Consider the following 21399-nt stretch of genomic DNA (forward strand, 5'->3'; position numbering starts at 1 on the left):
AAGGCCCGCATATGCGGGCCTTTTCAAAGAAAAACAAGCGATTACCAGCCTGTTTTCTCTTTAAGTGCTTTACCGATATCAGCAAGTGAACGTACAGTTTTTACGCCCGCAGCTTCTAATGCAGCAAATTTCTCATCAGCAGTACCTTTACCGCCGGCAATGATTGCGCCAGCGTGACCCATACGCTTACCTTCTGGTGCAGTAACACCAGCAATGTAAGATACTACAGGTTTAGTTACGTGAGCTTTGATGTACTCTGCAGCTTCTTCTTCTGCAGTACCACCAATTTCACCAATCATTACGATTGCTTCAGTTTGTGGATCTTTTTCGAACATTTCTAGAACGTCGATAAAGTTAGTACCTGGAATTGGATCACCACCAATACCAACACACGTAGACTGACCAAAACCAGCATCAGTAGTTTGCTTAACTGCTTCGTACGTTAAAGTACCAGAGCGAGAAACAATACCTACTTTACCAGGTTTGTGGATATGACCAGGCATGATACCAATCTTAGTCTGACCTGGAGTAATAACACCTGGGCAGTTAGGACCGATCATACGAGTACCTGTTTGATCTAGTTTGATTTTAACATCAACCATATCAAGTGTAGGGATACCTTCAGTAATACAAACTATTAGCTCGATGCCAGCATCGATAGCTTCTAAGATTGCATCTTTACAGAAAGGAGCTGGTACGTAGATAACTGAAGCAGTTGCGCCAGTTTCTTTTACAGCATCACGAACTGTGTTGAATACAGGAAGACCAAGGTGCGTTTGACCGCCTTTACCTGGGCTAACACCACCAACCATTTGTGTACCGTACTCAAGCGCTTGCTCTGAGTGGAAAGTACCTTGGCCACCAGTGAAACCTTGACAGATAACTTTTGTATCTTTATTGATTAATACAGACATTATTTGCCCTCCGCAGCAGCAACAACTTTTTCAGCAGCGTCTGTTAGTGATTCAGCAGCAATGATATCTAGACCAGAGTTCTTAAGAACTTCACGACCTAATTCAGCATTAGTACCTTCTAAACGTACAACTACTGGTACGGTTACGCCAACTTCTTTAACTGCGCCAATGATGCCTTCAGCAATCATGTCACAACGAACGATGCCGCCAAAGATGTTTACTAAAACAGCTTTAACATTGTCGTCAGAAAGAATGATTTTGAATGCTTCAGAAACACGTTCTTTAGTAGCACCGCCACCAACATCCAAGAAGTTAGCCGGCTTGCCGCCGTGTAGGTTTACGATGTCCATAGTACCCATTGCTAGGCCTGCACCGTTAACCATACAACCAACATTACCGTCTAGAGCAACGTAGTTAAGCTCGAAGCTTGCTGCGTGTGCTTCACGAGCATCTTCTTGAGATGGATCGTGGAATTCACGGATTTTAGGTTGACGGTAAAGTGCATTACCATCAATACCGATTTTGCCGTCAAGACAGTGAAGGTTGCCTTCATCTGTAATTACTAACGGGTTGATTTCAAGTAGTGCGAAATCAAAATCAGTGAACATTTTACCAAGACCCATAAAGATCTTAACAAACTGTTTCATTTGTACTGGGTTAAGACCCAATTTGAAACCTAGTTCACGTGCTTGGTAAGCTTGAGGACCTACTAACGGGTCGATCTCTGCTTTGTGGATAAGCTCTGGTGTTTCTTCAGCAACAGTTTCAATTTCAACGCCGCCTTCAGTAGACGCCATGAAAACTACTTTACGAGATGCACGGTCAACTACTGCACCTAGGTACAATTCGTTAGCAATGTCAGTACAGCTTTCTACTAAAATTTTAGCTACTGGCTGGCCTTTCTCGTCTGTTTGGTAAGTAACTAGGTTTTTACCTAACCAGTTAGCTGCAAACGCTTTTACTTCTTCGATAGTTTTAACTAGCTTTACACCGCCAGCTTTACCACGTCCACCTGCGTGAACCTGAGTTTTAACAACCCACATATCGCCGCCAATTTTTTCAGCAGCTGCAGCAGCTTCTTCAGGTGTATCGCAAGCGTAACCTGTAGAAACGGGTAAACCATATTCGGCAAAAAGTTGTTTTGCCTGATACTCATGCAAATTCATGATGCTTTATCCAATTTTTTATACTAAAAGAGCTGAATATTTTTTCAAATAAACAACTATCCCAAATTGCGCACCTAGTATAGATCCCAAGGCTTAACATGAAAACCCCAGTACGACCAAAGGCGCAAAAAAAAAGCTGTGAATGTTCATTCACAGCTTACATTTCATACAACTAGATTAAACATCTAGCAATAAGCGAGTTGGATCTTCAAGTAACTCTTTAATAGTTACTAAGAAACCAACAGATTCTTTACCATCAATGATACGGTGGTCATAAGAAAGTGCTAAATACATCATAGGTAGTATTTCAACTTTACCATTTACAGCCATCGGACGGTCTTGAATTTTATGCATACCCAAGATTGAAGACTGTGGCAAGTTAATGATAGGTGTAGATAGCAATGAACCAAATACGCCACCATTAGTAATAGTGAAATTACCACCCGTCATATCAGCAAGCGTTAGCTTACCATCACGACCTTTAAGTGCTAACTCACGAATACCTTTTTCGATTTCAGCAACAGATAGTTTGTCACAATCTTTAAGTACTGGAGTAACTAAGCCACGTGGAGTAGATACTGCAATGCTGATATCGAAATAGTTATGGTAAACAATATCGTCACCATCAATTGAAGCATTTACATCTGGAAAACGCTTAAGAGCTTCAGTTACAGCTTTCACATAGAAAGACATGAAACCTAAACGAATGCCGTGACGCTTTTCAAAAGTTTCTTGATACTGCTTACGAAGGCTCATGATTGGTCCCATGTTCACTTCGTTGAATGTTGTTAACATTGCAGTTGAGTTTTTAGCTTCAAGAAGGCGTGTCGCAATCGTTTTACGTAAACGAGTCATAGGTACACGTTTTTGAGTACGATCGCCCATCGGTGCAGCTGGAGCAGAAGCTTCTGCTTTTTTAGCCGCTGGCGCTGGTGCTTTTAAGAAAGTATCAACGTCTTCTTTAGTTACACGACCATTTTTACCCGTGCCTTTAATTTTAGAAGCGTCTAGGCCTTTCTCAGCAATTAAACGACGAACTGATGGTGTTAACACATCTGAACTTTCGCTTGAATCTGCTGCTGGCGCTGCGTCTGCTTTTGCAGCTGGAGCCGCTGGTGCACCGCCTGCTTTAACCGAACCAATTACTTGCTCGCCTAATACAGTATCGCCTTCGCCATGAATGATATCACCCATGATGCCATCTTCTTGAGCTACTACTTCAAGAACAACTTTATCTGTTTCAATATCTACCAAGTTTTGGTCGCGTGTTACCGCGTCACCTGGTTGTACATGCCATGTAGCAATTGTTGCGTCTGCAACTGATTCTGGAAGTACAGGTACTTTAATATCCACTTCTTTACCTTCTGATGCTGGTGCTGATTGCGCCACTGGCGCGTCTTCTGATTTAGCTGGTGCTGATTCTTCTTTAGTTGAACCTTCACTTGCTGGCGCTGCATCAGCATCACCAAGTAAACCCATAACTTGGTCGCCAAGTACGGTTGCACCTTCTTCTTGTGATATTTCTGTTATTACACCGTCATGCTGTGCAACAACTTCTAAAACCACTTTATCTGTTTCAATGTCTACTAAGTTTTGATCGCGAGTTACTTTGTCGCCAACACTTACATGCCATGTAGCAACGGTAGCATCTGCAACCGACTCAGGAAGAACAGGAACTTTAATTTCTGTGCTCATTGCTTATCCTTTATTTTCTATAGTAAGCGCGTCGGCAACGAGCGCTTGTTGTTCTTTAGTATGTACTGACATGTAACCACACGCTGGTGATGCAGACGCTTTACGTCCTGCATATTTTAATTTAGCACCTTGTGGGATTGCATCAATAAAGTGATGTTGTGAACAGTACCATGCACCTTGGTTTTGTGGCTCTTCTTGACACCATACAAAATCAGTTACGTGTTGGTAGCGCTCTATAATTGTTTGCATTTCATCGTGTGGGAACGGGTATAACTGTTCAACACGTACAATTGCAATATTATCTTGCTCAAGCTTACGACGCTCTTGTAGTAACTCGTAGTAAACTTTACCGCTACAAAATACAACGCGCTCTACTTTCTCAGGGTTAATATCATCAACTTCGTCGATCATATTATGGTAAACACCGTGTGAAAGCTCTTCAAGTGATGAAGTTGCAAGCGGGTGACGAAGTAGCGACTTAGGCGTCATAACAATCAGAGGACGACGAAGTGGTCGAACTGATTGACGACGAAGCATAGCGTAAACTTGCGCTGGCGTTGAAGGAACACATACTTGCATGTTGTGATCAGCACATAGTTGCAAGAAACGCTCTAAGCGCGCTGAACTATGTTCAGGACCTTGACCTTCGTAGCCATGAGGTAACAAAATTGTAAGCCCACATAAACGGCCCCACTTTTGCTCACCAGAACTTAAGAACTGGTCAAATACAACTTGTGCACCATTGGCGAAGTCACCAAATTGCGCTTCCCATATTACGAGAGACTTAGGTTCAGCGGTAGCATATCCATATTCGAACGCAACGACAGCTTCCTCAGATAAAACAGAATCAAAGACTTCAAATGTGCCTTGATCTTCACTTAAATGCTCTAAAGGAGTGTAAGTTGTACCATCAGATTGACCATGAACAACAGCATGACGATGAAAGAATGTTCCTCGACCTGTGTCTTGTCCTGTTAAACGAATGTCAGTACCTTCAGACGCAATTGTTGCATAGGCAAGAGTCTCTGCCATACCCCAATCAAGTGGTTTTTCACCTATGGCCATTAGCTTACGATCGTCATAAATCTTTTTAACGCGAGATTGAGCTTTATGTTGTTCTGGGTAAGAAGCTACTTTCTCACCAAGAGCTTTAAGCTTCTCTACAGATACGCTAGCATCGTAGTCAACATTCCATTCATGACCAATATATTTGGCCCACTCAGAAGAATGCGACGTCTCTGGCTGTATTTCTGAAACAACACAGCTGCCTTCATCTAGTGCATCACGGTACTCATCGGCTAAGGCTTTAACTTCTTGTTCAGAAAAAGAGCCTTCAGCAATAAGTTGGTCTGCATAGATTAAACGCGGCACTGGATGCTTTTTAATTTTTTGGTACATGACAGGCTGAGTTGCATTAGGCTCATCAGCTTCATTGTGACCATGGCGACGGTAACAAACTAAATCAATTACTACGTCACGCTTAAACTGATTTCTAAAATCAAGAGCAAGTTGAGTAACAAATGCAACGGCTTCAGGATCATCAGAATTAACATGGAATATTGGAGACTGAACCATTTTAGCAATGTCAGTACAGTATGGCGTTGAGCGAACGTCATCTTGCTTAGAGGTTGTAAAACCAACTTGGTTGTTGACAACAATACGAATACTACCACCACAACTAAACGCATTAGTTTGTGACATGTTAAACGTTTCTTGAACAACACCTTGTCCAGCAATAGCAGAATCACCATGGATGGTAATAGGTAGTGCTTTAATGCCTGATTTATCACCTAAACGGTCGAGACGACCACGTACAGAGCCCATTACAACAGGGTTTACGATTTCTAGGTGAGATGGGTTAAACGCAAGCGCCATGTGTACATTGCCACCTTTGGTAGCAAAGTCAGACGAATAACCCATGTGATATTTAACATCACCAGAACCTAACGTTTCTTTATGTATACCAGCAAATTCATCAAATAATTCTGATGGATTTTTACCAAGTACATTAACTAAAACGTTTAAACGACCACGGTGAGCCATACCAATAACAGCTTCTTGTTGGCCGCTTTCACCAGCGCGGTGAATAAGCTCTTTAAGCATTGGAACTAACGCATCGCCACCTTCAAGTGAAAAGCGCTTAGCACCAGGGAACTTAGACCCTAAATATTTTTCTAGACCATCTGCTGCAGTAAGCCCTTTAAGGATACGTAGCTTTTCATCTTTTGAGAATTTAGGCCTAGACTGGACAGATTCTAGACGTTGTTGTAACCAACGTTTTTCCTCTGTTGATGTGATGTGCATATACTCAGCGCCAATTGAACCACAATATGTAGTTTTTAGTGCTTGGTATAGTTCACCTAAAGGCATAGTATCGCGCCCTACGGCAAACGATCCTACGTTAAACTCGCGGTCAAAATCACTTGAAGATAGGTCGTGGTATTCTAGCTCTAAATCTCGTACACGCTCTCGTTGCCAAATACCTAATGGATCTAGGTTTGCATTTTGGTGCCCACGAAAACGGAAAGCATTAATAAGTTGTAGAACTTTAACCTGTTTAAGGTCACCGCCACTACCCTCTGCTACCACTACTTCTCTATGCTTGTTTTTTGCAAGCTGTGCAAACTGTGCTCGAACCTCTGAATGTTTTACTTCAACATCCACACCATCAACTTTAGGTAATTGTTCAAACACTTCTCGCCATTCGTCTGGCACAGAAGTCGCATCGTCTAAATACGCTTCATAAAGCTCTTCTACATAAGCAACGTTGCCGCCGTTTAAATGTGAAGATTCTAGCCATGCCTTCATCACACCTTCGTGCATTTATAAGCCCTTTTTTTTAGCGCAGAAATTAATAGTTATTATAACAAGATGGCTAATATAATTTAATATTAGCCATCTTACCTTTACTAAGCTATCAAACCGCTCGGTTTAGTAACATAGATTTGATTTGTCCAATTGCTTTGGTCGGATTAAGACCCTTAGGACAAACGCTAACACAGTTCATGATACTGTGACAACGGAACACACTGAACGCATCGTCTAAATCCGCTAAACGTTCTTCAGTTGCTGTATCTCGGCTATCAGCCAAGAAACGATAAGCATGAAGAAGACCTGCTGGACCAATGAACTTGTCTGGATTCCACCAGAACGAAGGACACGATGTTGAACAACATGCACACAAAATACACTCATAAAGCCCATCTAATTTATCACGTTCTTCAATAGTTTGAAGACGTTCGCCTGCTGCAGGCTGATCATTAATTAAATAAGGTTTAACTTTTTCGTACTGAGTGTAGAACTGACTCATGTCAATAACAAGGTCACGAACCACAGGTAAACCTGGTAATGGACGTACTACGATTTTACCTTTGCCATTTTTTTGTAGCGTAGATAAAGGAGTAATACATGCTAAACCATTTTTACCATTCATGTTAACACCATCAGATCCACACACACCTTCACGGCATGAACGACGGAAAGATAATGTAGGATCTTGTTCTTTTAGAAGAATAAGTGCATCCAACACCATCATGTCGTGACCTTCCTCTGTTTGCAAGGTGTATTCTTGCATACGAGGAGCGTTGTCAACATCTGGATTATAACGATAAACTGAAAATTGTACTTGTGCCATCGTCTATCTCCTAGTAAACACGTGCTTTAGGTGGGAAAGCTTCACGCGTTTTAGGCGCATAGTTTACATCACGCTTACTCATTTCATCCGTTACAGGATTGAATACTGAGTGACATAACCAGTTTTCGTCATCACGATCTGGGTAGTCAAAGCGAGAATGTGCACCACGGCTTTCTGTACGGAAGTTTGCAGCTACTGCAGTTGAGTAAGCTGTTTCCATTAAGTTGTCTAGTTCAAGACATTCGATACGCTGCGTATTGAAGTCTGATGATTTATCATCAAGACGAGCATGTTGCAGACGTTCGCGAATTTCTTTAAGTTCTTGAAGACCTGCAGCCATTGAGTCACCTTCACGGAATACCGAGAAGTTAAGCTGCATACATTGTTGTAGGTCTTTTTTGATTTGAACTGGATCTTCACCTTGGCCAGCCGTTGAATTTTCCCAACGATTGTAACGTGCAAGAGACGCTTCTAAGTCTGATTCTGAAGCAGCTTTAGATATTTCAACGTCATTTAGGTACTTACCTAAGAAGTTACCCGCAGCACGACCAAACACAACTAAATCAAGTAATGAGTTACCACCTAAGCGGTTTGCACCGTGTACAGATACACATGCAATCTCACCTACTGCAAATAAACCTTGAACTACTGTTTCGTTGCCTTGAGCATCGATTTGTAGCGCTTGTCCATTTACATTAGTAGGAACACCACCCATCATATAATGACAAGTTGGAATTACTGGAATTGGCTCTTTTGCAGGGTCAACGTGAGCAAATGTTTTAGCAAGATCACATACGCCTGGAAGACGTAAGTTAAGTGTTTCTTCACCCAAATGGTCAAGTTTTAACTTAAGATGTGGACCCCAAGGACCATCACAACCACGACCTTCACGGATTTCAGTCATCATTGAACGTGCAACAACGTCGCGAGACGCTAAGTCTTTTGCGTTTGGTGCGTAACGTTCCATGAAGCGTTCGCCATCTTTATTTAAAAGATAACCGCCTTCACCACGACAACCTTCAGTTACTAGCGTACCAGCACCTGCGATACCCGTTGGGTGGAACTGCCACATTTCCATGTCTTGCATAGAAATACCAGCACGTGTTGCCATACCAACACCGTCACCAGTGTTAATGTGAGCATTAGTGGTTGATGCAAATATACGACCTGCACCACCAGTAGCTAATACAACAGCTTTAGATTTGAAGAAGGTAACTTCACCTGTCTCAATCTCAATTGCAGTACACCCTACTACATCACCATTATCGTTTTTAACTAAATCAAGTGCATACCATTCAGAGAATACATTTGTTTTGTTTTTAACGTTTTGTTGATATAGAAGGTGTAATAAAGCATGACCAGTACGGTCAGCAGCTGCTGCAGTACGTGCGGCTTGTTCACCACCAAAGTTTTTCGATTGACCACCGAAAGGACGTTGGTAAACACGGCCATTTTCAAAACGAGAAAATGGTAAACCCATGTTTTCTAATTCGGTAATAGCTTCTGGGCCAGTTTGACACATGTATTCAATAGCGTCTTGGTCACCGATAAAATCGGAACCTTTAACGGTATCGTACATATGCCATTCCCAGTTATCTTCGTGTGAATTACCAAGCGCAACCGTAATACCGCCTTGAGCAGATACAGTGTGTGAGCGCGTTGGAAATACTTTAGATATTAATGCACACGTTTTGCCAGATTCTGTAATTGCTAAAGCAGCGCGCATACCTGCACCACCTGCACCAATTACTACGGCGTCAAATTCACGAACAGAATATTTCACTTAAACACCCCATAATACGATTAGACCAATAGCTACGTAAGCAACGGCCATTAGGTTTAATACAAAACCTAAAACTGCACGAAGCTTTGCGCACTTAACATAGTCTGTAAGAACTTGCCAAAGGCCAATGCGGGTATGAACCATAATGCAAACAAGGGTAATTAACGTAAACCCTTTCATTGCTAGGTTAGAGAAGAGGCCTGTCCAGGCTTCGAAAGTGACTTCTGGCGTCGCTAAAAAATAGCCGATAATAAAAATCGCGTAAGCGCTGATTATTAATGCCGTGGTACGTAAAGATACGAAATCTTGTACACCATCACGTTTTAGAGTTGCTTGATTTAAAACCATATCCACACCCCTGCCAATACGGCAAACACAACACCAAGAGCCATTGAAACTTTAGCGCTGAGGTTACCTGATTCAAGTTCTTCCCAATGTCCCATATCCATAATCATATGACGGATACCACCAATAAGGTGATAACCTAATACAGAAACAGTGCCCCAAGCTATAAATTTGGCAATGAATCCGTTAAACAGACCCTTGACGAATTCAAAACTTTCAGCTGAAGAGAGAGACTCAGACCAAGCCCAAATGACAAACGTTAAAGCAAAAAATAATGCAACACCGGTGACGCGGTGAAAAATTGAAGCTTTAGCCGTTGCCGGCATAGATATAGTTGTTAGATCTAGATTTACAGGTCTTTGCTTTTTCACAGTTACTTGCCCATCTTTGCTCACAGTGGAGCTCATCTACTTGTTTTTCTAAAAACCCACCAAATATTACTGATGGAACTATCAAAATAAACGTACCAAAACAATTAAAGTTCACAAACCTGTAAATTTTAAGCTGTTAAGAATATGTTTACCCAAATACAATACGGTTTAAAACCACCGTTAGTATATATACCCACAGGGCTTTTTACAATTCTTGTTTATTTAGAGATGTTTGCGAATTAGCCAATAGTATTATATTTAATTAATACCGAATATTTATTATACATATATGCATAATGTTTATAAAAATTGACTTTAACCCCCTCTTTCACGTTAAAATGAGAAGATGTGCTTAAAACAGATTTCAGAACTTTAAAATCTAAAAATCAGAATAGATATCTTAATAGGAGATACATAACGATGGCAGATAAAAAAGCCACAGTCCAAATTGATGGACTAGATCCAATCGAACTTCCAATTTATCAAGGCACTGCTGGCCAAGATGTAATCGACGTACGTACGTTAGGTTCACACGGTCACTTTACTTATGACCCAGGTTTCATGTCGACTGGTTCTTGTGAATCTGCAATCACCTATATTGATGGTGGTAAAGGTGTACTACTTCACCGTGGTTACCCAATTGAGCAATTAGCTGAAGACTCAAATTACATTGAACTTTGTTACTTACTTTTAAATGGTGAGTTACCTTCTAAAGAACAATATGAAGTTTTTAAGAATGAAATCACTACAAGCACTATGCTTGACGAGAAGATTGCTAACTTTTTCCAAGGTTTCCGCTTTGACGCTCACCCAATGGCAATGCTTTGTGGCGTAGTAGGTGCATTATCATCTTTCTATCATGAAGACCTTGATATTACTGATGCTGAACAACGTAAAACAAGCGCAGTTAAGCTTGTTGCTAAGTTACCAACAATCGCGGCAATGGCTTATAAAACAAATATCGGCCAACCGTTTGTATACCCACGTAACGATTTAAGCTACGCAGAAAACTTCTTACACATGATGTTCTCTGTACCTGCTGAAGAATATAAAGTTAATCCAGTAACTGCAAAAGCGATGGATAAAATCTTTATGCTTCATGCAGATCATGAACAAAATGCATCAACTTCAACAGTTCGTCTTGCTGGTTCATCTGGTGCTAACCCGTATGCATGTATTGCAGCTGGTATTGCATCTTTATGGGGCCCTGCTCACGGCGGCGCTAATGAAGCATGTTTAAACATGTTAGAAGAGATTGGCTCTGTTGACCGTATTGATGAATACGTAGCTAAAGCTAAAGATAAAGCTGACCCGTTCCGCCTTATGGGCTTTGGACACCGTGTTTACAAAAACTTTGACCCACGCGCTACAGTAATGCGTCAAACGTGTCACGAAGTTTTAGCTGAGCTGAATATCCAAGATCCACTTCTTGATATTGCTATGAAGCTTGAGCAAATTGCGCTTGAAGACCCATACTTTGTAGAGAAAAAACTATACCCTAATGTAGATTTCTACTCTGGTATTATCTTAAAAGCGATTGGTATTCCAACAAGCATGTTCACTGTAATCTTTGCAATGGCACGTACTGTTGGTTGGATCACTCACTGGGATGAGATGCTATCTCAACCTGGTCATAAGATCAGCCGTCCTCGTCAACTTTATACTGGTTACACTCAACGTGACTACGTATCAACTGACAAGCGTTAATTAACGTTGGTTAGTTTAAAAAGGCCGCATTTTGCGGCCTTTTTTATTAACAACACTTGAGAATTATCATAAACCGATTACAATTCCTGCCTTAAAAACACTATGTAGATGAGCCATGCTTGCTTTAAAGTTTGATATAAATAAAATTAGAAACGACTTCCCAACATTAAATCAAACAATAAACGGCTGCCCGCTTGTTTATTTAGACTCAGCAGCAACCTCACAAAAGCCTCAATCAGTTATAGATACAATTACTGAATTCTATACGTTTCAAAACGCTAATGTACACCGTGGACGCCATACACTTAGCGAGCAAGCAACTTATGCATATGAACAAGTACGGGATAAAACTGCAGAGTATTTCAATGTATTTAGTAAAGAGATTGTATGGACTAAAGGCGCTACAGAAGCCATTAACTTGGTCGCTAACGGATTAAAAAAGCGCTTAAATGAAAGTCATACCATAATGATATCTCCGCTTGAGCATCATGCAAACATAGTGCCTTGGCAAATAGTGAGTCAACAAACGGGTGCTAAATTAATAGCGCTTCCACTAAATAAAAATGGCACGCTGAACACCAAAGAATGCTGTAAATTTATAAAAGAAACAAAACCTGCCCTATTAGCTATTACACAAGCATCTAACACACTGGGTAATATCACCGATTTAAAACCACTAATTAGAGCTGCAAAAGACGTCAATTCTCTTGTTCTAGTGGATGGTGCACAAGGTGCACTGCATTTAAAACCCGATTTACGTGAATTAAACTGTGACTTTTATGTCTGCTCAAGCCATAAAATGCTCGGCCCAACAGGATTAGGTGTGCTTTATGGTCGATATGAGCAATTAAATACCCTTGATATTTACCAATCAGGTGGGGAAATGATCGATAAAGTGTACTTAACTCACAGTACTTATCGTCCTGCGCCTGCAAAATTTGAAACTGGAACACCAAATATCTCTGGAGTTTTAGGCTTTGGTGCCGCATTAGACTATTTAAATGAATTTGATCACGCAAAAATCCAGCAATATGAGCAAAAATTGTTTAGTTATGCCGCTCAAAAATTGGTAAAGGTTGATGGTATTACAATATATAGCAACCTATCTGACAATATTGGTACGCTCTGCTTCAACTTAAATGATGAACATCCTTATGATTTGGCAACTTTACTTGACGGGTACGGGGTTGCAGTAAGGAGTGGACACCATTGTACACAGCCATTAATGACACATTTAGGGCTTAATGGAACGCTAAGAGCGAGCTTTTGTTTTTATAATACCTATGAAGATGTAGATATATTCATTGATTCACTTAAAAAATGTATCGCTTTACTGGACTAAACGTCACTTTAATAGAATTAATTAGGATAACTCATGACAAATACGTTTAACAAAGTCACAGAATCTATAAAAAATGCGCCCGCTTGGCAGCAAAAATATCGTGAGATAATGCTTTTAGGAAAAACTTTACCTGTTTTAGCTGATGTTTTGAAGACTGATGATGCACTTGTACCAGGCTGTGAAAGCAAAGTATGGATGTTTGTTGAATTTGATTTAACAGAAAATACACTTGTTGTAATTGGTGACTCAGATACACGTATAGTAAAAGGATTATTAGCCATTATTTTAGCGCTTTACAATGGCCTAACACCAGAGCAAGTAGTGAATAAAAATGCGTATGAAGAATTTGAAAAGCTCGGCCTTATAAGCCACTTAAGCGCATCACGTGGTAATGGTATTAAAGCCATGGTTGATAAAATACAAACCATGGCACAACACAAGCTTAGTTAACGAAAACTAAGCTTGCGAGCGTTGTTTTTTATCTAGATATTTACGCACCGCTTTTGCCGCAACAAAAAAGCCGAAGCTTCCTGTGATCATAGTCACAGATCCAAAACCATTATTACAGTCCATATTCATCGTGCCATCAGCACTTTGCTTTGCATGACATACGCTGCCATCGCTTCCTGGGTAAACCAATTGCTCTGTTGAGTAAACACAATCAATATTAAACTTACGTTTAGGATTATTACTAAAATTATACTGCTTACGCAAAATATAACGTACTTTTGCAAGCAATGGGTCTTGCGTAGTTTTGGCTACATCACCAAAAGTTATTTGGCTAGGATCTGTTTGCCCGCCAGCACCACCAGTTGTAATTATAGGTAGTTTATTACGTTTACAGTGAGCAATTAATGCTGCTTTTTCTTTAACTGCATCAATACAATCAATTACATAATCAAAACCTTGAATATGCTCTTGAATATTATCAAGCGTAATAAAATCATCTATCACATTAATTTGGCACTGTGGATTAATAAGCTCGCAGCGCGCTTTCATTGCATCTACTTTAGCTTGACCAATAGTGCCCGTTAACGCATGAATTTGTCTATTGACGTTAGTCGCGCAAATATCATCCAAATCAATCAATGTTATTTTACCAACACCTGTACGTGCAAGTGCTTCTGCTGTCCAGCTTCCTACACCACCAATACCTACTACACAAAAGTGTGCTTCTTGAAGCCAATCAAATTGTTGATGACCATACAAACGCTTAATTCCACCAAAACGTATATCTGTAACTTTTTCGCTCATTTACCAATCCAGTTGCCATGGCGATTGCCATGCTTGAAAATCTTGATGTTTAATTAACGCCAAATACTCATCACCATTATCGGGTAATAAAGTTAGCTGTATTTGTTCACCTTGCCATAAAAAGCTCAACGCATATGCATGTAAATAGGTACGATTTGATGGCGTGCCTGCATACATTGCATCGCCTAAAATAGGTGAGCCAACACTTTTTAGTGCCACTCTTAATTGATGCGTCTTTCCTGAGTAAGGTTTTAAAATATACCCTCTAAACCCAGGCTTATAGCTTTGCGAATAAAATCGGGTGATTGCAGGGTTAAGCTTACTCGTTAGTAACTTAAACGAGCCACGGCGAGACTTAGCCATATCGCCTTTTATCCAACCTTGCTTCTTTTTTGGTTTAGCATCACTAATCGCTAAATAAAATTTAGCGATAGCATGCTCGGTAAACATAACAGTAAAGCTGGCCGCAGCGGCTTTGTTTCTAGCTAAAATAATAAGCCCTGATGTCACTTTATCTAAACGGTGAACGGCATAAAGCTTTTGAGATAATTGTTGTTCAGCTAAAACAACAAAGCCGGGACCATCTTCTGAATGAAAATTAAGACCCGCTGGCTTTTCTAAAATATAAAAATCGTTATGTGTAAAAATGATTTTTAATATTTTACTTACTTGCTCACTCACGCGTTTGTACTTTTAATATGCGCTATCACTTTAGCTAAGTCATCGGGCGTATCGACACCTGCATGAGGGGCTATTTGAGCTTGTTCTATTTTGATTTTATAACCATGATACAACACACGTAACTGCTCAAGCGATTCAAGTAGCTCAAGTGGCGATACGCTCAATTCTATATATTGTTTAATAAAACCCGCTCTGTACGCATAAATACCTACGTGGCGCTGAAATGGCGCTAAATTAAGAGCACTGCTGTCATTCATCATTGTGCTTCTATCAAACGGAATACTTGCACGAGAAAAATACAGCGCATTTTTATTTATATCGCTAACCACTTTAACGGCATTAGGATTAAATACTTCATCACGCTCTTCAATAGCAACACTTAACGTTGCCATTGGTGCTGTTGAATCACTTAATAGTGCAGCAACTTGAGATACGTTTTCTGGCGCAAGTAAGGGCTCATCGCCTTGTACATTAACCACAATTGTATTGCTGTCGAGATCAAGTAAATCAACTACTTCGGCTAAACGCTCAGTACCCGATTGGTGATCTTCGCGAGTCATTACAACATCACTAGTAAATAAACTTACTGCATCAAACACTTTTTGATGATCGGTTGCTATAACCACTTTACTTGCACCTGATAAACATGCTTTTTCGTAAACATGTTGAACCATTGGCTTACCGCAAATATCAGCAAGCGGCTTACCAGGTAGTCGGGTTGATGCAAAACGTGCAGGAATTACAACTACGAATTCCACTTTTCAACCTCTTCTAAAGATAACTCACGTGCTTCGTTTTCAAGCAATACTGGAATATCATCTTGAACGGGGTAAGCAAGCTTAGCTGCAGTACTAATTAGTTCGTTGTTTTCTCTATCAAAGCGTAATTTACCCTTACAAACTGGGCAGGCAATTATCTCGAGTAATTTTGTATCAAAGGCCATTGAGTATTCCTTTTTCTTTTAATAATGAATTTAATGTGTTTATTACGCTATCGGAAGGCTCTGCATCTACAGGTAAATAATACCAATTAGGTTTTGCAAAGGACTTACATTTAACCGCGTCTTTTTCGGTCATTATAATACAATCATCACCAAACTGAATAAAATCATCTGCTGTATAAGCATAATGATCTCTAAAATGATGAGTCGACAATAGCTTAATATTTTGTGCTTCTAATGAGTCTTCAAACCGTTTAGGGTTCCCAATTGCACTTATTGCATGTGCGTGAGTTACCGTATGTTTTGCATCATCACCTGAATTAACTAAGCGAAGGTTACTTACTTGCAGCACGTAGCTATTATTAGCCTCACCGCCATTTTCAATTACTATATCAACACTTTGTAAGCGTTTAGTTGTTTCGCGTAGTGGCCCTGCGGGCATAACAAAACCATTACCAAAGCGGCGTTCACTATCAACAATACAACACTCAATGCTACGAGGCATTTTATAATGCTGCATCCCATCATCAGAAATAATGACATCTAGCGTACAATTTTTTTCTAATAAATCGATATTATGTTGTCTATTAGGGCCAACAGCTATTGGGCACTTTAAACGATGGTATAAAAGTACAGGCTCATCTCCAGCCTGTTGGGCGTCAACAACTGAAGTGACTAACAGCGGGTAATTATCTGATTGCCCACCATAACCTCTACTAATAATACCCACTGATAAACCTTGCTCGGTCAGATACTCATACAACCACAAAACAAAAGGTGTTTTACCATTGCCGCCTACGCTTATATTGCCGACTACAATAACAGGCGTTTTGCACTCAAAAGGTTTAAGTATTTTAGCGCTGTACAAGAGTTTTCGTAATGCCGATACAACCCAAAACAAAGCACTTAATGGTAATAACAATAAAGTAATTAGACCAAATGGTTTATACCAGCTTTGCTCTATTTTACTCACGCCTGATCACCAAACTGCATTTTGCAAAGTGCTGAATAAGTACCGTCATTTGCTAATAAGCTACTATGATCGCCACTTTCTATCACACGACCGTTATCAATAACATAAATTCGGTCACTGTTTTCAATAGTAGATAAGCGATGTGCTATAACAATAGAGGTTTTATCTTTCATTAGCGTTTCTAACGCTTGCTGAATAAGCTTTTCAGATTCGGTATCAAGTGCTGATGTTGCCTCATCTAAAATCAAAATAGGTGCATCTTTTAATATTGCACGCGCTATCGCTATTCGCTGGCGTTGACCACCTGAGAGCATTACCCCATTTTCGCCTACCATGGTGTTTAATTGCTCTGGCAGGTCTTTAACAAATTCCCACACGTGCGCTTGTTTGGCAACTTGCTCTAATTCTTCCTCAGACACATCATGCTTTATGCCATAACAAATATTGTTAGCAATCGTATCGTTAAATAACACAACTTGCTGAGACACTAAAGCAAATTGGCGACGCAGATCAGTTAATTTATAGTCCTGCAGGGCTATACCATCAAGTAATATTTCACTCGGTAGTTCTAAATCATAATAGCGGGGTAACAAGTTAGAAATTGTGGACTTACCTGAGCCTGAGCGCCCTACTAAGGCAATACTTTCACCCGTCTCAATCGTTAGCGACAAATCGTTTAATACGGCTTCATCTTTAGTTGGGTACTTAAAGGTTACGTTCTTAACTTCAATTAAACCTTTAACTTTATCAACCGAAACAGTGCCTGTATCTTTTTCCATTTCTTCGTCTAAAACTAAAAATATACTTTGCGCTGCAGAGATACCACGTTGCATATCACTATTCACATTGGCAAGTTGTTTTAGCGGACGCAATAACATCATCATTGAGGCAATTAATGCCATGAAGTCACCAGATGTAATCGTATCAATCATTGATGGCAACGACACCGCCCACAAAATAACTGCCATGGCACTTGCCGCTAAAATTTGAATTATAGACACACTAAGCGCTTTAGTTGCGTCCATTTTGATACGTTGCTGACGATTATGATTATTAATTTTCGAGAAGTGATTAATCTCTTGATCTTGACCACCAAAACCATGAATAACTTTATGTCCGCTCAGCATTTGTTCTGAGCTACGGGTAACTTGCCCCATGGCAGATTGAATGTTTTTAGAAATGTGGCGAAAACGTTTAGAGACGACGGCGACAATAATAGCAACAAGTGGGATGATCACTAAAAATATCAGTGATAATTGCCAACTGGTATAGAACATTACCGCAAGTAAAAATACAACAAATGCACCTTCTCGAACCACGATTAGCAAGGCTTTAGTAATCGCTTGTTGAACTTGTTCTGTATCAAATGTGATTTTTGAAATTAAATCTCCCGTTGAGTTTTTGTCATGAAAAGAAACGGGTAAGTGCAGTATGTGCTCAAATAACTCTTGGCGTAAAGAACGTACAACTTGGGAGCCTACATAACTTAAGCAGTAGGAAGACATAAAGTTAAAAACACCACGCCCTAGAACTAACGCGATAACGACAAAAGGAGCGTACTTTAAAACTTCTGTATTACGCTGGTTCAAACCTTGATCAATAAACGGCTTCATTAATTGAATAAATAAAGCATCCATTGCTGAATAGCCTATCATCCCAATAATTGCGACAAATGCGACGCTTTTGTAGGTGCCAACATATGAGACAAGACGTTTATAAATTTGTGTAGTACTTTGATCCATAACACTCTCTAAATACAGTAACAATCTGTATTGTATCCTCCGATGAGATAAAACTAAACGTCAATCTTTGATAAACCAGTAACTTTCCTGCCCTCTTGCTGTTTCTATAGCCAAATTCTTTGCATAAAATTTAATACTAATTTGCCCTTCAACGCCTGTCGTAAATTGCTGAGCGTTTATTTGGTTATAACGTTCGACGACAAGAGGCTTAGGGAATTCCCATTGCCCTTTATAGGCACTTGAATGAATGACTACTTGGGGAGCAACGTTATTTATAAAATTAACACTTGAGGATGTATCGCTGCCATGATGCGGGCTTAACATTACTGTACTTTTCAACGATTTATTATCCGCTAATAGCGATGCTTCACGCGCCTTTGATATATCACCGGTAAGTAACACGCTATGAGTATTATCTGATACCCTAACAACGCATGAATCATCATTTTCATTTCCAAACCCTTTTGTACTAAAGCTTTGTACTTTTAATCCAGCAAAATCAATGTTTATGACTTCACATACATTATGTGTATTTTTAGGATGAAATTGTTGTAATGTTTCACCAAAGCCAGCATCTATGAAATGTTGTAATCCTCCAGCGTGATCATTATCTTCATGACTTAGAATCGCCGTTTTCACTGTTAAATTATTTGCTTTAATATAAGGCAATAAAATACTTCGCGCACGGCTAAAGCGATTGAAATAACTGGGGCCAAAATCATAAATAAGCACTTGTTTATCTTTTTCAATTAATGCCATAAGTCCATGCCCTACATCAAATACATGTAGTTGCCACTTAGACTTTTCTGTTAGCCAATAATTTAATAAAAGCGTTATTGCTGGAATAAAAGCGAGCCATTTATAAGGAAGAAAATAAACCATAAACATAATAATATAAGTAAAAACGACAAATATTGAGTCAATTCTGCCAGTCGTTATCCACCTTAACGATTCTGGTATTTCATTAAGCAATTTAAATAGCGCATATAAGCCTGTATCAAACAGGTTTATTAAAATACTTATATCTAAGAAAATACTCAGTAATGTAAAAACAATTAAAAAAGGTAAGATAATGATTGAAAGCAGCGGTATAGCAATTAAGTTTATTATCAAACCTGCAATACTTACCCCATTAAAAAAATAGAGTGAAAGTGGCAATAAACCAATAAATAACGCTATTTGAATAACAAACAGTGAAATAACTTTGTTTTTTATGCGAGTGTTTAATATTGGTAATTTATTAATAACTGTAAAAATGATAGCAACAGCTAAAAATGAAAAGTAGAGACCTGGATTGAGTAAATTAAATGGGTTAACAATAAGAACTATAACCAAGGCAAATAAAATGCTCCGCCAACGCAGCGGCTGCTTAGCAAGAAAATACAATAATAAATAACAACCCAGCATGATAAGCGCTCGCGTTGCCGATACTAAAAAGTCACTTAAGTACACATAAACCAAGGCTACTAAAAATCCGCATGAACTGTAATAAAGAGTCAGGTTGAATGATTGCCCGATCGAAGAATTAATTTTTTCAAAAATGAATCGAGTAAATAGATAACCGAAGCTAAAAATCAAACCAATATGTAACCCCGATATAGCAAGTAAATGACTTAGCCCAAGAGATTGCATTAATTGTTTATCAGCGTAGCTCATCAAAGATTTTTCACCGCTAAGCAATGCATAATAGAGCCACTGTAATTTTGTATCCGTATAAGTGTTTTTAAGGAAGTGCTGATAATCTAAAATTATGCTTTGTTTGTCGCTATTTATAATATTAAGATTTTTATTAAGCACTTTACCTTTAAATAATATTCTACTTATAAAAGCATAACGTTCATTATCAAATACATTAAAATTTTTATTACTACGAAAATGTTTTAAATGAATTAAAGCAGAAAATTCATCACCTACTATTAAAGGCTGTGCAGAATTAACACTGAGCATTGCTTTGGGTGCTCTAAAATCCGAAAAATCACTCCCTTCTAATGCCACTATTTTAACTTTAATATATTGAGGTTTTTTGTCAGAAATAACCTCTTCAACAATTAATGTAGAATCAAGTGCATACTTTTCATCCGGTTTTGGTATTTCAAAACTATAAAAAACGTAAAAATGCAGACCAACGAAGCAAATTGCACAAATAAAGCCTAACAATACATTTAAAAACGGCTTAAAATAAGCGCTCACTATAACAATGAAAATTGTGAATACTGTGAATTCGAGAGTTTGATAATAAAATACGGTTGCTATACAGCCAATTACAAACCCAAGACTTATCCACACTGATGTAAATGGTTGCTTTAAATGGCTAAAAAAACGATCCAAAGATTTTTACCTGATCCAAATAAAATTAGACATCATAAATCACTAAGAATATTTGGACGCCTTTTACAAGATGCAAATCTTTGGCATTTAAATAGACGTTCTGCTCGAGGTGCATTTGCAGTCGGGTTATTTTTTGCTTTCATCCCTGTTCCTTTTCAAATGGTTTTAGCAGCAGCCGGCGCTATATTATTTAGAGTTAATTTACCTATCTCAGTAGCATTAGTATGGCTTACAAACCCTCTAACTATGCCACCTATTTTTTATGGCTCATACTTAGTGGGTACATTAATACTTAATCAGCCTGAGCAACACTTTGTATTTGAAGCTAGTTGGTCTTGGTTTCTTGAGAGCATAGAAACTATTGGTCCTGCATTTTTACTAGGTTCGTTAGTATGTGCTTCTATTGCATCAATTATCGGCTATTTTGGTATTGATATTATTTGGCGCCGTTCTGTTAAAAAGGCATGGTTATCGCGAAATAATTAGTAGCGTTAAAGCTAAATAATAATTATAAGATTCATGGC

Annotated in this window: 19 protein-coding genes; 4 read left to right on the forward strand and 15 right to left on the reverse strand. The window is 39.1% G+C overall.

The genetic code is table 11. The features are described 5' to 3' along the window. Nucleotides 1-41 precede the first annotated feature (41 nt). From sucD to sdhC, 8 genes are all read right to left on the reverse strand, one after another. Nucleotides 42-914, reverse strand: coding sequence for a succinate--CoA ligase subunit alpha (sucD, locus tag CXF76_RS11985; RefSeq protein WP_010552674.1), 873 nt, complete (start codon nt 912-914; stop codon nt 42-44). Further along, the gene (gene sucC, locus CXF76_RS11990) at nt 914-2080 is read right to left on the reverse strand and encodes an ADP-forming succinate--CoA ligase subunit beta (RefSeq protein ID WP_007586870.1); all 1167 of its coding nucleotides are present in this window, start codon (nt 2078-2080) and stop codon (nt 914-916) included. Before sucC ends, sucD begins: the two co-directional genes overlap by 1 nt. A gap of 177 nt (nt 2081-2257) precedes the next feature. Then, nucleotides 2258-3775: a 2-oxoglutarate dehydrogenase complex dihydrolipoyllysine-residue succinyltransferase gene (odhB, locus tag CXF76_RS11995; RefSeq protein ID WP_007586871.1), complete on the reverse strand. Its 1518-nt coding sequence runs from the start codon at nt 3773-3775 to the stop codon at nt 2258-2260. A 3-nt stretch (nt 3776-3778) separates the two neighbouring features. Further along, nucleotides 3779-6598 (reverse strand): 2-oxoglutarate dehydrogenase E1 component, encoded by a 2820-nt coding sequence (gene sucA, locus CXF76_RS12000; RefSeq protein ID WP_101163774.1) that lies wholly within the window; start codon nt 6596-6598, stop codon nt 3779-3781. 94 nt (nt 6599-6692) lie between these two features. Further along, the gene (locus CXF76_RS12005; protein ID WP_007375751.1) at nt 6693-7409 is read right to left on the reverse strand and encodes a succinate dehydrogenase iron-sulfur subunit; all 717 of its coding nucleotides are present in this window, start codon (nt 7407-7409) and stop codon (nt 6693-6695) included. A 10-nt stretch (nt 7410-7419) separates the two neighbouring features. Further along, a complete protein-coding gene (sdhA, locus tag CXF76_RS12010; protein WP_007375750.1) occupies nt 7420-9192 on the reverse strand; it encodes a succinate dehydrogenase flavoprotein subunit in 1773 nt (590 codons plus the stop codon). Continuing rightward, nucleotides 9193-9540 carry a succinate dehydrogenase, hydrophobic membrane anchor protein gene (sdhD, locus tag CXF76_RS12015; RefSeq protein ID WP_007586873.1) on the reverse strand — a complete coding sequence of 116 codons (348 nt, stop codon included), beginning with the start codon at nt 9538-9540 and terminating at the stop codon, nt 9193-9195. It lies immediately after the preceding gene. Continuing rightward, a complete protein-coding gene (gene sdhC, locus CXF76_RS12020; protein WP_076914908.1) occupies nt 9531-9908 on the reverse strand; it encodes a succinate dehydrogenase, cytochrome b556 subunit in 378 nt (125 codons plus the stop codon). The genes sdhD and sdhC overlap by 10 nt, the downstream gene beginning before the upstream one ends. 420 nt (nt 9909-10328) lie before the next feature. Between sdhC and CXF76_RS12025 the strand changes: the two genes are divergently transcribed. From CXF76_RS12025 to CXF76_RS12035, 3 genes are all read left to right on the forward strand, one after another. Next, nucleotides 10329-11615, forward strand: coding sequence for a citrate synthase (locus CXF76_RS12025; protein WP_007586875.1), 1287 nt, complete (start codon nt 10329-10331; stop codon nt 11613-11615). A gap of 115 nt (nt 11616-11730) precedes the next feature. After that, nucleotides 11731-12957 (forward strand): SufS family cysteine desulfurase, encoded by a 1227-nt coding sequence (locus CXF76_RS12030; RefSeq protein WP_101163775.1) that lies wholly within the window; start codon nt 11731-11733, stop codon nt 12955-12957. A 33-nt stretch (nt 12958-12990) separates the two neighbouring features. Continuing rightward, the gene (locus CXF76_RS12035) at nt 12991-13407 is read left to right on the forward strand and encodes a SufE family protein (protein ID WP_008172666.1); all 417 of its coding nucleotides are present in this window, start codon (nt 12991-12993) and stop codon (nt 13405-13407) included. Between the two features lie 6 nt (nt 13408-13413). Here the strand turns inward: CXF76_RS12035 and tcdA are convergent, their stop codons facing one another. The 7 genes from tcdA to CXF76_RS12070 are packed head-to-tail and all read right to left on the reverse strand — an operon-like array spanning nt 13414 to nt 20875. After that, on the reverse strand, nt 13414-14211 hold the full coding sequence (gene tcdA / locus CXF76_RS12040) for a tRNA cyclic N6-threonylcarbamoyladenosine(37) synthase TcdA (protein ID WP_101163776.1): 798 nt from the start codon (nt 14209-14211) through the stop codon (nt 13414-13416). Beyond that, nucleotides 14212-14892 carry a TIGR01621 family pseudouridine synthase gene (locus CXF76_RS12045; RefSeq protein WP_101163777.1) on the reverse strand — a complete coding sequence of 227 codons (681 nt, stop codon included), beginning with the start codon at nt 14890-14892 and terminating at the stop codon, nt 14212-14214. Next, entirely contained in the window at nt 14889-15650 is a 762-nt protein-coding gene (gene kdsB, locus CXF76_RS12050; RefSeq protein WP_024589197.1) for a 3-deoxy-manno-octulosonate cytidylyltransferase, read from the reverse strand. Before kdsB ends, CXF76_RS12045 begins: the two co-directional genes overlap by 4 nt. Further along, the gene (locus CXF76_RS12055; protein ID WP_002961789.1) at nt 15638-15835 is read right to left on the reverse strand and encodes a Trm112 family protein; all 198 of its coding nucleotides are present in this window, start codon (nt 15833-15835) and stop codon (nt 15638-15640) included. Before CXF76_RS12055 ends, kdsB begins: the two co-directional genes overlap by 13 nt. Beyond that, entirely contained in the window at nt 15825-16805 is a 981-nt protein-coding gene (gene lpxK, locus CXF76_RS12060; protein WP_101163778.1) for a tetraacyldisaccharide 4'-kinase, read from the reverse strand. The genes CXF76_RS12055 and lpxK overlap by 11 nt, the downstream gene beginning before the upstream one ends. Then, complete coding sequence (gene msbA / locus CXF76_RS12065) at nt 16802-18547, reverse strand: lipid A export permease/ATP-binding protein MsbA (protein WP_101163779.1); 1746 nt, start codon at nt 18545-18547, stop codon at nt 16802-16804. The genes lpxK and msbA overlap by 4 nt, the downstream gene beginning before the upstream one ends. A 60-nt stretch (nt 18548-18607) precedes the next feature. After that, nucleotides 18608-20875 carry a DNA internalization-related competence protein ComEC/Rec2 gene (locus CXF76_RS12070; protein ID WP_101163780.1) on the reverse strand — a complete coding sequence of 756 codons (2268 nt, stop codon included), beginning with the start codon at nt 20873-20875 and terminating at the stop codon, nt 18608-18610. Between CXF76_RS12070 and CXF76_RS12075 the strand changes: the two genes are divergently transcribed. Continuing rightward, nucleotides 20855-21361, forward strand: a complete 507-nt coding sequence (locus CXF76_RS12075; protein WP_007586895.1) for a DUF2062 domain-containing protein — start codon at nt 20855-20857, stop codon at nt 21359-21361. The two genes, CXF76_RS12070 and CXF76_RS12075, sit on opposite strands and share 21 nt — an antisense overlap. Nucleotides 21362-21399 lie beyond the last annotated feature (38 nt).

Origin of the sequence: Pseudoalteromonas sp. 78C3 (assembly GCF_002836695.1) — a bacterium.
In the GTDB taxonomy this organism is placed as follows: domain Bacteria; phylum Pseudomonadota; class Gammaproteobacteria; order Enterobacterales; family Alteromonadaceae; genus Pseudoalteromonas; species Pseudoalteromonas arctica.